The 13,500-nt window shown below is 58.2% G+C and carries 13 protein-coding genes; 2 read left to right on the top strand and 11 right to left on the bottom strand.

What is annotated here, in order from left to right:
- Positions 1-45: 45 nt before the first annotated feature.
- The 11 genes from AC3ZU9_RS17075 to AC3ZU9_RS17025 form a co-directional block, all read right to left on the bottom strand.
- Positions 46-975 carry a hypothetical protein gene (locus AC3ZU9_RS17075; RefSeq protein WP_490091024.1) on the bottom strand — a complete coding sequence of 310 codons (930 nt, stop codon included), beginning with the start codon at positions 973-975 and terminating at the stop codon, positions 46-48.
- Positions 976-1,618: 643 nt separating this feature from the next.
- Positions 1,619-2,428 carry a hypothetical protein gene (locus AC3ZU9_RS17070; RefSeq protein WP_102060975.1) on the bottom strand — a complete coding sequence of 270 codons (810 nt, stop codon included), beginning with the start codon at positions 2,426-2,428 and terminating at the stop codon, positions 1,619-1,621.
- A gap of 269 nt (positions 2,429-2,697) precedes the next feature.
- Entirely contained in the window at positions 2,698-3,342 is a 645-nt protein-coding gene (locus AC3ZU9_RS17065; RefSeq protein ID WP_012723342.1) for a CGNR zinc finger domain-containing protein, read from the bottom strand.
- Between the two features lie 96 nt (positions 3,343-3,438).
- Positions 3,439-4,053, bottom strand: a complete 615-nt coding sequence (gene cysC, locus AC3ZU9_RS17060; protein WP_012723341.1) for an adenylyl-sulfate kinase — start codon at positions 4,051-4,053, stop codon at positions 3,439-3,441.
- The gene (locus tag AC3ZU9_RS17055; RefSeq protein WP_490091023.1) at positions 4,050-5,279 is read right to left on the bottom strand and encodes an MFS transporter; all 1,230 of its coding nucleotides are present in this window, start codon (positions 5,277-5,279) and stop codon (positions 4,050-4,052) included. The genes cysC and AC3ZU9_RS17055 overlap by 4 nt, the downstream gene beginning before the upstream one ends.
- Positions 5,280-5,288: 9 nt before the next feature.
- Positions 5,289-6,059, bottom strand: coding sequence for a class I SAM-dependent methyltransferase (locus AC3ZU9_RS17050; RefSeq protein ID WP_490091022.1), 771 nt, complete (start codon positions 6,057-6,059; stop codon positions 5,289-5,291).
- A gap of 7 nt (positions 6,060-6,066) precedes the next feature.
- Positions 6,067-7,203: a Rossmann-fold NAD(P)-binding domain-containing protein gene (locus tag AC3ZU9_RS17045; RefSeq protein ID WP_154845585.1), complete on the bottom strand. Its 1,137-nt coding sequence runs from the start codon at positions 7,201-7,203 to the stop codon at positions 6,067-6,069.
- Complete coding sequence (locus AC3ZU9_RS17040) at positions 7,200-7,925, bottom strand: SDR family NAD(P)-dependent oxidoreductase (RefSeq protein ID WP_102060973.1); 726 nt, start codon at positions 7,923-7,925, stop codon at positions 7,200-7,202. Before AC3ZU9_RS17040 ends, AC3ZU9_RS17045 begins: the two co-directional genes overlap by 4 nt.
- Positions 7,926-7,935: 10 nt before the next feature.
- Positions 7,936-8,664 carry a sulfotransferase-like domain-containing protein gene (locus tag AC3ZU9_RS17035; RefSeq protein ID WP_012723336.1) on the bottom strand — a complete coding sequence of 243 codons (729 nt, stop codon included), beginning with the start codon at positions 8,662-8,664 and terminating at the stop codon, positions 7,936-7,938.
- A complete protein-coding gene (locus AC3ZU9_RS17030; RefSeq protein WP_122810704.1) occupies positions 8,661-9,884 on the bottom strand; it encodes a transaldolase family protein in 1,224 nt (407 codons plus the stop codon). Before AC3ZU9_RS17030 ends, AC3ZU9_RS17035 begins: the two co-directional genes overlap by 4 nt.
- Before the next feature lie 25 nt (positions 9,885-9,909).
- Positions 9,910-10,614 carry an HAD family hydrolase gene (locus tag AC3ZU9_RS17025; RefSeq protein ID WP_490091021.1) on the bottom strand — a complete coding sequence of 235 codons (705 nt, stop codon included), beginning with the start codon at positions 10,612-10,614 and terminating at the stop codon, positions 9,910-9,912.
- 253 nt (positions 10,615-10,867) lie between these two features.
- Between AC3ZU9_RS17025 and AC3ZU9_RS17020 the strand changes: the two genes are divergently transcribed.
- Together AC3ZU9_RS17020 and AC3ZU9_RS17015 are read left to right on the top strand one after the other, a co-directional pair.
- Positions 10,868-11,668 carry a glucose 1-dehydrogenase gene (locus AC3ZU9_RS17020; RefSeq protein WP_046036750.1) on the top strand — a complete coding sequence of 267 codons (801 nt, stop codon included), beginning with the start codon at positions 10,868-10,870 and terminating at the stop codon, positions 11,666-11,668.
- Positions 11,661-13,487 (top strand): glycoside hydrolase family 15 protein, encoded by a 1,827-nt coding sequence (locus tag AC3ZU9_RS17015; protein WP_102060971.1) that lies wholly within the window; start codon positions 11,661-11,663, stop codon positions 13,485-13,487. The genes AC3ZU9_RS17020 and AC3ZU9_RS17015 overlap by 8 nt, the downstream gene beginning before the upstream one ends.
- Positions 13,488-13,500 lie beyond the last annotated feature (13 nt).

Here is a 13,500-nt window from a genome sequence, read left to right as displayed (position 1 = left end):
AGTTGCTGGCGTTTTTCAAGCAACTCGTGCCGCCTGCGCGCGTCTTTAATCGGCCTTCTCTTTCTTGTCGTTTTCCAGCCAGCGATCAAGGCTGTAGTTCTTCAACCACCCATCGTCGTTACGGCTGCCGAACAGGCTGAAACCATTGGCCTTGTGACTGTCCAGAGAGTCCATTAATCCGGGTCTCTCCGTGAGATTCTTGGCGAGGTACACCTCTTGCTCACTGTATTTTTTCAACGGAAACCCGGTGCGCGGATCCCGTACCGCTTCACCGTTGTTGTCCGTTACGTTAGGGTCCTTGCTGATCTCGGCAATCGTTTCCCTTTTCACGTACCGGTGTTTTTCTGAGCCAAAAAAGGGATTGAAGTCTTCCGACTTGTCCCGCCAATCATCAAATTTCCCCCTGAATGCCTGCACGACCTGAGCATCGGTTTTCGCATGGTACGGATCGGCGCTCTGGGTATTGGGGTTGGTATTGCCGATCTGTGAGTCGCCCGCTTTGGCAAGGCTTTCATGGGTGATTTCACCGCCTTTGGCAACAATCGCATCGTTCAGCCGGGGACGGTTGAGTATCTCTCGCGCCAACATGATGGTGCGCTCCGACACCTTGCTGCTGCTGGGTTCTTCTTTGGCTATTTCCTGCAAAGATCCCTGGGTCAGTCGGCCCTCTTTCTTGAAGGCGTCCAATAATGGCAGGTTGTTCTTCAGGTCGGTCGCCAGCAAGTGGTCGTCTGAGCTGACAAAAGGGTTCCCAACTTTCGTCATGCCTCCATACAGATTCTGGCCGTCAAAATGCCGATCGGCGCCGTTCGCGAAACGGGAGTTGAGCGGCTGAGACGCCGGCAGCGGCTTACCCAATGCGCGGGCATCTACCTCATAGCGCGACTGACCACTACCCGCACCTGCCGAGGGCTTATTCGGCGCAGTTGATCCCGCCGCTTGCGTATAGCCCAGATTATTGACACTACCAATCATGATTCACCTCCACCCTATCTAGATTCCGTAGCCTGGGCCTTGATTGCCTGATCCTCGAAAATGCCTCGAAATCAACATGGCACAAGCACCGATTGAGTGGTGCTCAGAAAACAATGGTTCCGAAGACTGCCGTCCAAAACGCCGGACTTACCCCAGTGAATCTTGAGCGTTTGTAACCCGCGCACCTGGCCGGACCATTCCTGGCGCGGAACAGCCCACTAGCGGCTGGACAACTTGTGCCAAAGGTTGGCAAATAGGCAGAGCAAAGGATTGGACCCTGGCTCTTCAGTGATCGCTCGAGAGCCTTTGTCAAAATCTTCGGCGGTAGGCGCCTTGAAGCTGAACTTAGGCGAGGATGTGAGGTTAAGCCCCTGCGGCTGGGACGTTCCCGGGGTCTCTGGCTGTTGCGCAAGCGTAGCCATGGCCGAGACGTCGTACTGGGAGTGACGGGATTCAAATGATGTCGAGTTCATGGTCCAGACCTAATCCGGTAGATGAAGGCCCCCATCGGTAGTCAATGACCGGTGGATATTTACTCTGTGGTGCGTTTTTGAAAACGGTTCCTGCGGGTGTATCTGTATTTCCCGTACCACGCGTTTGCCAACCTCTGCCGCGCAGTCCGCGACAGAGGGCTGCCCCACACCTAACGAAGCAGTTGGTACAACTCCTGCTGAGAGATCTTTCCATCGCGACGCCAACCGTCAACGTTGTCCATCATCGACCTGAGGTCCGAACGGGCCATCACTTCCCTCGACAGCTGGGTGAGATGGTCGCTGAACGGGTTGCCGGTCAACGCTTGCGACGCACGTGCGCTAAGGTCGCGGAGCTTGATCGTGCTGTTGAAGTAGCCGCCCTTCAGAGAATTGAAATGGGTCAGCATTTCTCGCACGAGTTGCTTGTCGTTATTCAACTTCAACGGGTTATCGGAACGAACAACACTACTGATGTCGTCCTTGGACAAACGGCCATCCAATGCCCCCGTACTGCCATTTCTATCGAGCGCTTGCATCAGACCGGGACGCCGCAACAGTTCCTTCGCCAGTCGGATATTCGGGTCCAGGGAGGGGTTGCCGGTCAACGGTCGATTGGCCATCTTCTGCACGCTCTCGGGCGTCACACTGCGTGAAGGCCAGCGGCCCTTGAACGCCCCATAATTATCCAGAAGCCCCTGGGCCAATTGCTCATTACTTTGTTTAGAGTAATAAGGGTCCGGTAACGTCGGGTCTGGACGCGGCGGCGGGCCGGGGTTCGGGCGCACACCGTCCGGCACTGGGCGCGGCGGCGGACCACCGAATACCGGGCCGCTTTGGCTGGACTGCGATGTGAAACTGACACCTACCGTGATCTGGGCACTTGATGAGGTACCAGACCGCTCAGTATTGGGTTTTGCCTCTGCAAGAGGGGCATTATCGGTGGAGGGAGCGACGCTCTGATTGAATGCTGATACCGACATTTGGTTCTCCAGTTCGGTGTGTTCAGGCGCCTGACCTCACCGTCCCAGCGACCCTGACGCTCAATAAGCCGTCCAGGCAACCAGCAGAGGCAGGCATATCCTGTGTGGCAGAACGGTGGGAAGCGGTTCCTGAGACAGCTGAAAACTTCCAGAACCCAAGTAGGAAGAGCATCGGCAGGGTTGAGAGATAACCCCCTATGTTGGACAGCATTACCGCCCAACCTGAGCAGGAAGCGCGGCAATGTGGTGAGTCAACGGCGGATCAGAACCTAATGGGGAGCGCTCACCTGTTTGAGACGGCTGAGTTTTTCGCGGCTGCCGCACACGCTCATCTGGCACCATTTGCGCTGTTTGTTCTTGGAAATGTCCATGAACACCCAATCGCAGTCCGTGGCACTGCAACTGCGTAGCGCGTGCAGATCACCCGAAACCAGCAACTGCGTGGCCTCGATAGCCAGGCGTCCCAGCACCATGGCCGTCAGTTCCTGCGCCGTGGTGCAGGCTTTCCACGCCCAGGCGGGCTTACCGTCGACCGACCGCAGCACCCGCCAGGCGACGCCTTGCTGGAACATCTGGTTGATCTGCTGCAAGGCCTCGTCGGGGGCGGCGTGGTTCATTGATAACGGATAGAACACCTCATACAGGCATTCCCTGAACGCAATAACCGCGTCCAGGTCCGGTTGGTAGGCGATCGACGACTCGAACACCATGGGCTTGTAGTCATCAAACTCTCGGGCTGAGATCAATGACGCATGCAAGGCCCATTCGAAGAAAAACTGAAAACTGGTGAGCCGCTCTTCGATGACCTTGAGTGCGGTGCCGGGACGCCGGCCATTGGTGGTATTGATAAAGTCCAATACCCGGGCCCCACCAATCAGACGGATCGATTTTGCAGTGCCCGTAAAATGTGTCATGCCTGCTCCTGAAAAAACACGTTCTCCCTGCGATGGCGCAGATTACCTTGTTTTTTCGAGTTGCAGACATTGGCATCTCGGCGCAAAGACCAACGGCTAAGTGCGAGCGTCGTTGCGCGCCACCCAGTCCAGAATCGTCTCGACAGACTGCGCCACTGAAAGCGCCTGGGTATTCAAGTGCACTTCCGGAAACACCGGCACGTCATAGCGGGAGTCAATCCCGGTGAAGTGCTTGATCAAGCCTGCGCGGGCTTTTTTATACAGCCCCTTGGGGTCACGCTCTTCGGCGGTTTCCAACGGCGCATCCACATGCACTTCGACAAAAAACTCATTGCCGATGATCGAGCGCGCGTAATGCCGGCTGGCCGACGAAGGTGAAATCAACGCCACGATCACCAGCAACCCCGCCTCCAGCATCAACCGCGCCACTTCGGCGACCCGGCGGATATTCTCATCGCGGTCGCTGTCGGTAAAACCCAGGTCCCGGCACAGCCCGCCACGCACCGAATCGCCGTCGATAATGGCGGTGAGCCGCCCTTGTTCCTGCAGGGCAATATCCAGCGCATCGGCAATGGTCGACTTGCCTGACGCAGAGATACCCGTCATCCAGATCACGGCTGGCTTATGGTTCGTTTGCGCGTGTTCGGTGCGCCGGTGGTTGAACGCAAACGCATGCAGATTCTGGTTTGGACTGTCTGGAAAATAACTCATGGCCGCTCCCCCTCCGTCACCGAAACAGGTTGTTTACCCAGCATGAACACCATCACGCATTGCACGAACAGCAGCAGCGCAACCACCCAATACACGGTCGAGAACGACCCGGTCAGGTCCTTGGAAAAACCGCCGAGGAAATTGCCGCACACCCCACCCAGGCCGATCAATACGTTGGCAATACCGAAGGCCTGGGTCAGTCGGCTGACCGGCACAATTTGCCCGATGTAACTGGGGACCAGCCCGAAGATGGGATAGAACGCCAGCGCAAACAAAAACGCGGCCAGGTAGAACAGCGGGAGGCTGTTGAAACTGAACACCAGGGTGGCGGCCAGCCCAGCACTCAGGAAACACATCGCCAGCGACGCCCGCACCCCCACCTTGTCGGCAATCCAGCCCACCAGGAAGCCCGACGCCATGCCCACGGCGCCGATGGTGGTCCAGATAAACCCGGCATCCTGGACCGACACGCCCAGTTCATCGCGAAGGAACGGCGCCAGGTAAGTCTGGAACGGCAGCAGCGCCATGCCATTGAGGAAGGCGATGGCCCAGGTCAGGTACAACGAGCGGCTGAGCCAGGGTTGGTGGCTGTCAAACGCAGTGGCTCGCTCCCCGGCAAACCCGCGGTCCTGGCTGGCGGCCAGGTTGCGCAACAAAAACCAGGCCACCACGCACAGGGCCACCGAGATCAGCCCGGCGGTGAGCCAGATCGAGCGCCAGCCGCCATTCAGGGTCAGGAACGACACCAGCAGGCCGTTGATAAACACGCCATAGCTGGTGCCGCTGGAGATCAGCCCCATGACCCGCGAGCGATTGCCGGGGCTGAAGCCCTTGGTGACGATTTCCGCCAACGGGATGTACACCGAGGCGGAACAGCCGCCGAGCAGGATCAGCAGGGCTCCCGATAACCAGATGCTGTCACTGACACTCAGGCCCAACAGCGCCAGGGACGTCATCACCGTGGACACCAGGCTGATTTTCCAGCCCTCGAAATACCGGCTGATCACGCTGGTGACCGATGAAAACAGTAGGAAGCCGATCTGCGCGCCGCCGGTGATCAGGCCCACCGTGGTGTAGTCGAAACCGATGTCGCGACGCATGTCCACCACCAGGTTGGCGAACAGGTAAACGCCAAAACCATAGGTACTGGCCACGAACCCTGTGAGGACCACCGCCAGCACGACGCTGTCCAATGGGCGGGCATTGCTCTGTACAAGTGTGCTCATCAAGCCTCCTTATTCGGCGCGCGCAGTGTGGATGACGAAATCACAATCCATCATGTCGTAGTCACGTTCGAAATCACCGTAGCTCTCATGGTCGGTAAACCCGGACTTGAGCACCTCCCCCTTCAATTCCCCCGGCAACAGGGGGTAAACCTGCAGCCTGTACTGCTCCTCGTTATCGAACGAATAGATGAACTCACACAGGTGCTCATCAACCTGCCCCAGGCTGACCGAAGCCTTCGTACCGCAGTAGTAGTACTGACCGCTGGCTTTGAATTTGCCGGCACGAATGGCGAAGAAATTGCGCTGATCCACAATCAGCAGGCCACCTGGCTTGAGCAAGGCCCTGAATTTCGCCAGCACCCGCAACCGATCGTGCGCGGCGAACACATGGCACAGTGAACTGCCCAGGCACACCACCGCATCGAACTGGCCAAGCTCCTGGGAATCCAGTGAATGCCAGTCGCGGTAATGGGACTGGATGTCCAGACCGTGTTTGCGAAAGTTCGCTCGCGCCTTGGTCAACATGGTGCTGCTGCCATCCGTGGCGACGACATCGAAGCCCGCCTGCTTGAGCTGCACCGCATGAAAGCCACTGCCCGTCGACACATCGATCACCGACTGCACGCCGTGGCGTCGCAGCAGCTTTTCGAAGAACCCGTCCTCCCCTTCCTTGCGCTTTTCCCAATCAATCAACTCATCCCAACGCTCGACGAAATCCGCCGAATACTGCGTGGCATAACTGGCGACTTCGTTGTGCTTACGCCCCGACATCTGATTCATCACACACCTACCAGGTTGAATTCTTGAAGGACAGGTACTTGCTCGCCAGTTCGTAGGCGAACTCGGCGGACTGCTCGATCGACATGGTGTGCTTGGAATAGCCCAGCATCGATTGCATGACGGCCATGCACTGCGGGTTGTACGTGACGGAACCATCGCAATGGATTTCGTCGATGCCATCCTGGCTCTGGCAGATCGTGTTGATGCGCACCGCCTCGTCCATTGGGCAAGCCTCGGAGAACTGCACCTCGATCCGCCCGTCCTGCAACTGCACCGGATAGCCGCCCGGAAGCCCGAGAGGGCCTGGCGCATGCACCAACACCGGCGTGGACGAAAACAGCCCTTCGATGACGGTGACGGCGGAGCACGCGGTGAGGAACTGCCCGTCCACCCCACCCAGGCGGCGGTACTCGGATTTCACCGTAGAAAAAATCGCTTCGGCCGGCAGGCGAGCTACCTCCGGCCGGTCGCGCACCTCATACAACAGGCGGTAGCTGGCACGTGGAGGCAGGCCACCGCGTGGCACGTAATGGCTGAAGTAATGCTGGGCATACAGCTGCACCTGCACATCGGCGGGCGCACATTCGAGCAACCGCGCAATGGAAAAACGCACGGCGGGAATCAGGTTGGCCACATTGCCCACGCCGATGTCCGGCGCCAGACCGATGCGCGCCAGGATCGGGTTGACCGCATCCGGGAACGCTGCGTTCACGGTCTTGGTGGTGATGCCGGACGCTTTTACTGCTTGCATCAGGCAATGCATCAACGTCAGGTGCATCGGCAGCCAGGGGCCGAACTGAGCCTGGTCGAGCTTTTCAAAGGAGAGCTTGGGCAACCCGGTGATGACCCGCCATGACTGCAGCGATGCACAGTTCACCAGCATGTCAGGGGCTTCTTCACGCAGCAGCCGCGCGACCTTGCCGATGTCGGTCAGGTCGGCAATCATCGGCTTTATCGCGATGAACTGCCCCAGCTGTGCGCACGACAACGCCACCAGGTTGCATAACCGAATCGTTGCTTCTTCAGTGCGGCCCAGCACTACAAATTCGAAGGCGTTCTTCGGCGCCAGAATCTTGAGGATCTGCAGGCACAGGTTGCCGGCGCCCACCAGCAGCAGTTTTTTCTTGCGCACTGGATGGCTCATCGTGGGTAGGCTCCATTGTCGACCGGAATCACCCGGCCGGTGATGTGCCGCATGGCATCACCGACCAGCAGCAAGATGACCTCGGCCACCCCACTCGGCAGGATCGGGTCCTTGAGGACCTCCTGGCGGGCATATTCGGCGCGTCGGTATTCGGGGATGGTGCCGTAGATAGCGGTTTCATGGATCAGCGCCGGCGACACCACGTTCACTCTCACGAACGGGGCAAAGTTCCAGGCGTTGGCCTTGGTCAGGCCGATCACCGCCGCCTTGGTGGCGCCGTAGAGAGCGTCGCAGCTGCCCACTTCACCGGCCACCGAGGCGATATTGACGATGCTGCGCGGGGCTTCGTGCCGCATTTCCCGCTCGGCGAAATCCTTGGAGAGGTACACCAGGGCCTTGAGGTTGACGGTGAGGATCTCGTCTATCTGTTCGTCGGAATAGGCGTAGACACTTTTACCGTGGTAAATGCCGGCGTTATTGACCAACCCATAAATAGTCGCATGGCGCTCATACAGCGTAGGAATAAAACCCTTGATAACGTTCATGTCGGAAAAGTCCGCAACATGCGCCTCGAAGACATCGGCACCGTAAAGACCTTGCAGTACGTTCAGACCTTCGGCGTCCTTGTCGGCACCGATAACGAAGTAGCCCTGTTGAATCGCCATCTCTACAGTTGCCCGACCAATTCCGTTGGCTGCCCCGGTCACAATCAGCTTTTTCATACAACAATCCTTATTGACAAAACTCATTCATGCGCGCGTAAAAAGTTTGATGGTATTCGTACATTTCCTTTAATTTCGGAAACTGCTCGAATGCCCGCAAGTCGACCGATGTTTTTTCCGGCGACACAATACGCTCACTGTTTTCTGCAGCCACATGCCAACTGCGCCAGGTTTTCCATTGTTGTGGGCATTCGCGCTTCCACGTCATTGCGTGTGGCAGAAACTCAATACCCAAGTAATCACACAGTTTGCGAATCACCCGTTCCGGATCGGCGGCCAGGTCATCCGCATTAATCACATAAGGCACGTTGCCTGTCAGTTTGGTGACCACGCAAAAGATGTCGTACAACGCTTTATGCCCAATGGCCTGCAACGGCATATCAGGGTGCACCCGATGATGGGAAATAATGCTGCTGGCGGGTTCGCGAATAAGAAAGATATTGGCCTGTTGCGCGAGAAAGCCACTGTCCACTTTTAAATCGTCCAGGCAGTGGTAACACATATCTTTGTGAAACACGTTAGTGCGTTCGCGGGCCTTGAGTAGATGCTCTTTTATACCCTGGTAAGTCGTGGGCAAACTGTGGTCCCACTCATCCGAAGGAATCGCCGAATCCGCTGAAAACGCCATATGCGCAAAGGGCTCGTGGAAAACCTCGAAATCCCCCCGCTCGATAAACACCCGCTCCAGCACGGTGGAGCGCGAACGTGGATGTGCCCACAACCCGATCATCCGGTTCATGCGATCACCCCGAATTCGGCCGCCAGCAACGCGTTGAGGGCGCGCTTGAAGGGTTTTGTCACCGGGCAGAGCCGAACGCAGTAGTCGGCCAGGCGCCGGTGTGCGCTGTTGGCCTCATTGCAGGCATTGAGGAAGGCCTCGTGGTTGCCAAAGTCGTACGGCTCGATGCTGTCGACAAAGTAGGCTTCATAGAAGTACGGGATGCGAATCAGCTTCGCGAACGTCGACGCAGGCGGCTTCTGTGGTCCCACGGCGGGCACTACCGGTTTACCGTGGCTTTCACGCTCGACCAGAAACTCCACGATGTCGGGGGTCAGCGTGTAGCAGGTCGCGGTCTGCCCGGTCTTTTCCAGGTGCCAGCAGTGCTTGTTGCCCCGCTCGTCCACGTCGACCTTTATGCTCGACAGCAGGGTTTTGACCGGCACGGTCGAGGCCGCCACCAGCGCCTGGATCTGCTCGTAAATCATCAACTCGGCCCAGCGCAGTTCCTCGGCGCTCAATGCCAGGCCGCGTTCGGCCGCTTGCAGCGTGAATTCAGGCTGGCAGGCGAAACGCCCAATCATGAAGGTGATGACGTGGTTGCAGTGGGCGGTGTCGACACCGTTGCTGCGCGCCGTCGCCAGGCCGCGCTCGATGGCCTGGATGCCGGCCTGGAACTGGGCGACCGTGAAGCAGAAGGTGATATTGACCGACGCGCCTTGGGCCACCAGTTGTTCGACTGTTGCCATGCCTTCCAGGCTGCCCGGCACCTTGACCATCACGTTCGGTGCCAGGCGCTGCAGCTCCAGGCCCCTGGCCGTCATGCGCTCGGCGCAGCGCACATCCACCGGGTCGACCTGCGCGGAAATCCAACCTTCGGCCTGTGCCGATTGCACCCAGCGCGGCTGGAGACTCGCGGCCCCTTCGATGATGACTTCGTTGTAAAGCTGCTTGCGCAACTCATCCGGAGAGAGGCTGGCGAGGTTGAAGCGTGAAGACCAATACTCACGCTTTTCGAGGATAACGGCCGTCACCAATCGGGGGTTGGTGGTCACACTGCACAAGCCCCAGGGTTTGGAAAAATCATCCGGCATCAACCTTTCTATATAGGTAGCCGCCGCCGGGTACTTTTCCAGCAAGTGGTGTTTGTAAGGCAGGTACACAGCAGGCGATGAATCCCACCAAACTTGCGAACATTGATCGTTGCGCTTAAGTTGTTCCAGGTAACCAAGTGTGTTCACGACGCCTCCTCCCTGAGTAATGAGATCAATTAAAAATGGTCAGTAATTCACGTATATCGGTAATCGGCACTGCGCCGACTGCGACCAACTGTGAATGCCGATACGTCGGACCAAAACCGATAACACTAATATTGGCAGCGACCGCCGCCTGAATACCCGTAACACTGTCTTCAATCACCAACGCGTCACTGACATCGACGTTGTAAGTGTCACACGCCGTCAGGAACACCAACGGATCAGGCTTCCAGCGACCGACTTCATAACAACTGAATATTCGCCCTTCAAAATAAGAAAACAGTCCAGCAATACGCAGACAGTGTTCTATCTTATTGCGCGGCGCACTTGAGGCGACGCAATAGGGAACCTTCAGGCTTTCCAATACTTCAACCATCCCCTCAGTCGCCTTCAAACTGAGTGTCAGTGCTTCCAGGGCCTGCTGGCGAAAACGCTGTTCAAACTCAGTGTCCAGCGTGAGATTTAATATCTGTTCAGCTTCGCGCAGACAATCCGCAATCTTGCGACCACGGAAGTGTTCAATAAAGCGGGTTACATCAAGCAACCTGTCGCGCGAAGCAAGCGCATTAAGCATGGAGATCAACACAGACAGGGTTATTTCTTCACTTTGGACGAGTACGCCGTCGCAATCGAAGATAATTAACTTAGGCACGCCAACTAAGGCCGCTGCTTTTACCTGACCAGGTAGTTCCCCTATATCGGCCGAAAGGCACATAGGTATCTCTTATAGGTGGCCCCGCGATGACTTCCGAACTACCAACGGAGCGGGTTGAGGTGTGCCTATAAGACACGTGGCGAAAAAGCCTGTCAAACGCTTTTGAGCGGTTTTTTAGTATCTTATGGTTATTTTTTATAGTTCTGTTATTCCATTTTTCACCATGGTTGTAGTCGCTAAAATCACACGGATGAACTTCCCCTGCGCGCGGCCAGTCAGCTACTGGAACTCACGTATTTAAGGTCGGTGAGCAATGCGTATCTCTTTGGAGCAACAAGTGGCCCTGGTGACAGGCGCCAGTTCAGGAATCGGCGCTGGCGCGGCCAAGGCCCTGGCGCAAGCCGGAGCAGCCGTGGTGCTGAATTACAACAGCCAGGCCGCGCCGGCCGAGGCCCTGGCGAAGCAGATCAACGCCGAGGGTGGCCGGGCGATTGCCATCGGCGCCAACGTCTCAATAGAAGAAGATGTGGAACGGCTGTTTGCTCAGACCCTGGATGCCTTCGGCCACTTGGACATTCTGGTGGCCAACTCCGGCATGCAGAAGGACGCCAACCTGGTGGACATGACCCTTGACGACTGGAATGCGGTGATCGGCGTCAACCTGACGGGCCAGTTCCTGTGTGCTCGCGCTGCGGTGCGCATCTTCAATCGCCAGGGCGTGCGCGAAGGCGTGTCGCGGGCTGCCGGCAAAATCATCCACATGAGCTCGGTGCACCAATTGATTCCGTGGGCCGGGCACGTGAATTACGCAGCATCCAAGGGCGGCGTGGAAATGCTGATGCGCACCCTCGCCCAGGAAGTCAGCGAACAGCGCATCCGCATCAACGGCATTGCGCCGGGGGCAATCCGTACGGCGATCAATCGTGCCGCCACCGAAGGCGCGGCAGAAAAAGAGCTGCTCAAGCTGATTCCCTATGGTCGCGTAGGCGATGTGGACGATGTGGCCAACGCCGTGGTGTGGCTGGCCAGCGATGCCTCCGACTATGTCGTAGGCAGCACACTCTTTATTGACGGCGGCATGAGCCTTTATCCGGAGTTCCGTGGCAATGGTTGATTTGAAGAACGAACCACAGAGCGCCATCGATGCCCACGGCATCATTGGCGATATGCGCAGTGCCGCATTGGTAAACGACAAAGGCAGTATCGACTTCTTCTGCTGGCCGGAATTCGACAGCCCGTCGATCTTCTGCTCGCTGCTGGACAGCCCTGATGCCGGGATTTTCCAACTCACTCCGGACCTGCCCAACGCGCGCCGCGAACAGATCTACCTGCCCGACACCAACGTGCTGCAAACCCGCTGGCTCAGCGACGAAGCCGTGGTGGAGATCACTGACCTGCTGGCCATCAGCGAAGAAATCGATGACCTGCCGTTGCTGATCCGCCGGGTGCGAGTAGTCAGTGGCAAGGCCAATATTCATCTGCGCTGCGCGGTACGGCATGACTACGCCCGCACGCCGACCCACGCCAACATCGACGACGGCACCGTCGTCTTCAGTGCCGACGGCCAACCCGGCCTGCGCCTGTCCGGCAGCCATCCACTGCAGATCAAGGACGGCGCCGCCGTGGCCAGCTTTGTCCTGGACCAGGAAGAAGGCGCCGAGTTCGTCCTCGGCGGCCAGGACGATGAACGCGTGGACAGCCGTTGCACCGACCTGGCACTGGCCCACACCTTGAAATACTGGCGCGGCTGGATAGCGCAGTCGAACTACCGTGGGCGCTGGCGCGAAATGGTCAACCGCTCGGCGCTGGCCCTCAAGCTGCTGACCTCGCGCAAACACGGCGCGATTATCGCCGCCGCCACCTTCGGCTTGCCCGAAACGCCGGGCGGCGAACGCAACTGGGACTACCGCTACACCTGGATCCGCGATGCGTCGTTCACCGTCTACGCTTTCATGCGCCTGGGCTTTGTCGAAGAAGCCAACGCCTATATGCGCTGGCTCAAAGGACGGGTCAGCGACTGCTGCAGCCAGCCGACCAAGATCAATATCCTGTACGGCATCGACGGTCGCCAGGAATTGCCGGAGGCCGAACTCGATCATTTTACCGGCCACGGCGGCGCCAAACCGGTGCGCATCGGCAACGAGGCGTTCGACCAGATCCAGCTGGACATCTATGGCGAGCTGATGGACGCGGTGTACCTGGTCAACAAGTACGGGGAAGCCATCTCCCACGAGGGTTGGAAACACACCGTCGATGTCGCCGACCAGGTCTGCGAAATCTGGAACACCGAGGACGTGGGCATCTGGGAAATGCGCGGCGAGCAGCATCACTTCCTGCACTCGCGGCTGATGTGCTGGGTCGCGCTGGACCGCGCCATCCGCCTGGCGTCCAAGCGTTCGCTGCCGGCGCCATTCGCGCGCTGGGACCAAACCCGCCAAGCGATCTACGCCGACATCTGGAGCAATTTCTGGAACGAAGAACGCGGGCATTTCGTGCAGCATACCGGCAGCACCGCGCTCGACGGTTCGATGCTGCTGATGCCGTTGGTGCGCTTTGTCGCGGCGACCGACCCACGCTGGCTTTCGACCTTGGAAGCCATCCAGAAAAGCCTGGTACGCGACGGAATGGTCTACCGCTACCGCAACGACGACAGCCAGATCGACGGCCTGCAAGGCACCGAAGGCGCGTTTGCGGCCTGCTCATTCTGGTACGTCGAATGCCTGGCCCGTGCCGGTCAAGTGGAAAAGGCCCATTTGGAATTCGAACAACTGCTGCGCTACGCCAACCCCTTGGGTTTGTACGCCGAAGAATTCGACAGCCAGGCGCGCCACCTGGGCAATACGCCCCAGGCCTTGAGCCATCTGGCGCTGATCAGCGCGGCGACCTTCCTGGACCGTAAGCTCAGCGGCGAGAAAACCACCTGGCAACCCTGAGGTGGCGTGTGCA

Source organism: Pseudomonas sp. A39 (assembly GCF_058145955.1).
This window is presented reverse-complemented; position numbering and strand designations above follow the sequence as displayed.

What these genes read in the sequence shown, in the direction of transcription:
- AC3ZU9_RS17045 (WP_154845585.1), bottom strand. Translation starts at nt 7,203, where the DNA reads ATGAGCCATCCAGTGCGCAAGAAAAAACTGCTGCTGGTGGGCGCCGGC.
- AC3ZU9_RS17075 (WP_490091024.1), bottom strand. Translation starts at nt 975, where the DNA reads ATGATTGGTAGTGTCAATAATCTGGGCTATACGCAAGCGGCGGGATCA.
- AC3ZU9_RS17065 (WP_012723342.1), bottom strand. Translation starts at nt 3,342, where the DNA reads ATGACACATTTTACGGGCACTGCAAAATCGATCCGTCTGATTGGTGGG.
- AC3ZU9_RS17015 (WP_102060971.1), top strand. Translation starts at nt 11,661, where the DNA reads ATGGTTGATTTGAAGAACGAACCACAGAGCGCCATCGATGCCCACGGC.
- AC3ZU9_RS17040 (WP_102060973.1), bottom strand. Translation starts at nt 7,925, where the DNA reads ATGAAAAAGCTGATTGTGACCGGGGCAGCCAACGGAATTGGTCGGGCA.
- cysC (WP_012723341.1), bottom strand. Translation starts at nt 4,053, where the DNA reads ATGAGTTATTTTCCAGACAGTCCAAACCAGAATCTGCATGCGTTTGCG.
- AC3ZU9_RS17025 (WP_490091021.1), bottom strand. Translation starts at nt 10,614, where the DNA reads ATGTGCCTTTCGGCCGATATAGGGGAACTACCTGGTCAGGTAAAAGCA.
- AC3ZU9_RS17035 (WP_012723336.1), bottom strand. Translation starts at nt 8,664, where the DNA reads ATGAACCGGATGATCGGGTTGTGGGCACATCCACGTTCGCGCTCCACC.
- AC3ZU9_RS17050 (WP_490091022.1), bottom strand. Translation starts at nt 6,059, where the DNA reads ATGAATCAGATGTCGGGGCGTAAGCACAACGAAGTCGCCAGTTATGCC.
- AC3ZU9_RS17055 (WP_490091023.1), bottom strand. Translation starts at nt 5,279, where the DNA reads ATGAGCACACTTGTACAGAGCAATGCCCGCCCATTGGACAGCGTCGTG.
- AC3ZU9_RS17070 (WP_102060975.1), bottom strand. Translation starts at nt 2,428, where the DNA reads ATGTCGGTATCAGCATTCAATCAGAGCGTCGCTCCCTCCACCGATAAT.
- AC3ZU9_RS17020 (WP_046036750.1), top strand. Translation starts at nt 10,868, where the DNA reads ATGCGTATCTCTTTGGAGCAACAAGTGGCCCTGGTGACAGGCGCCAGT.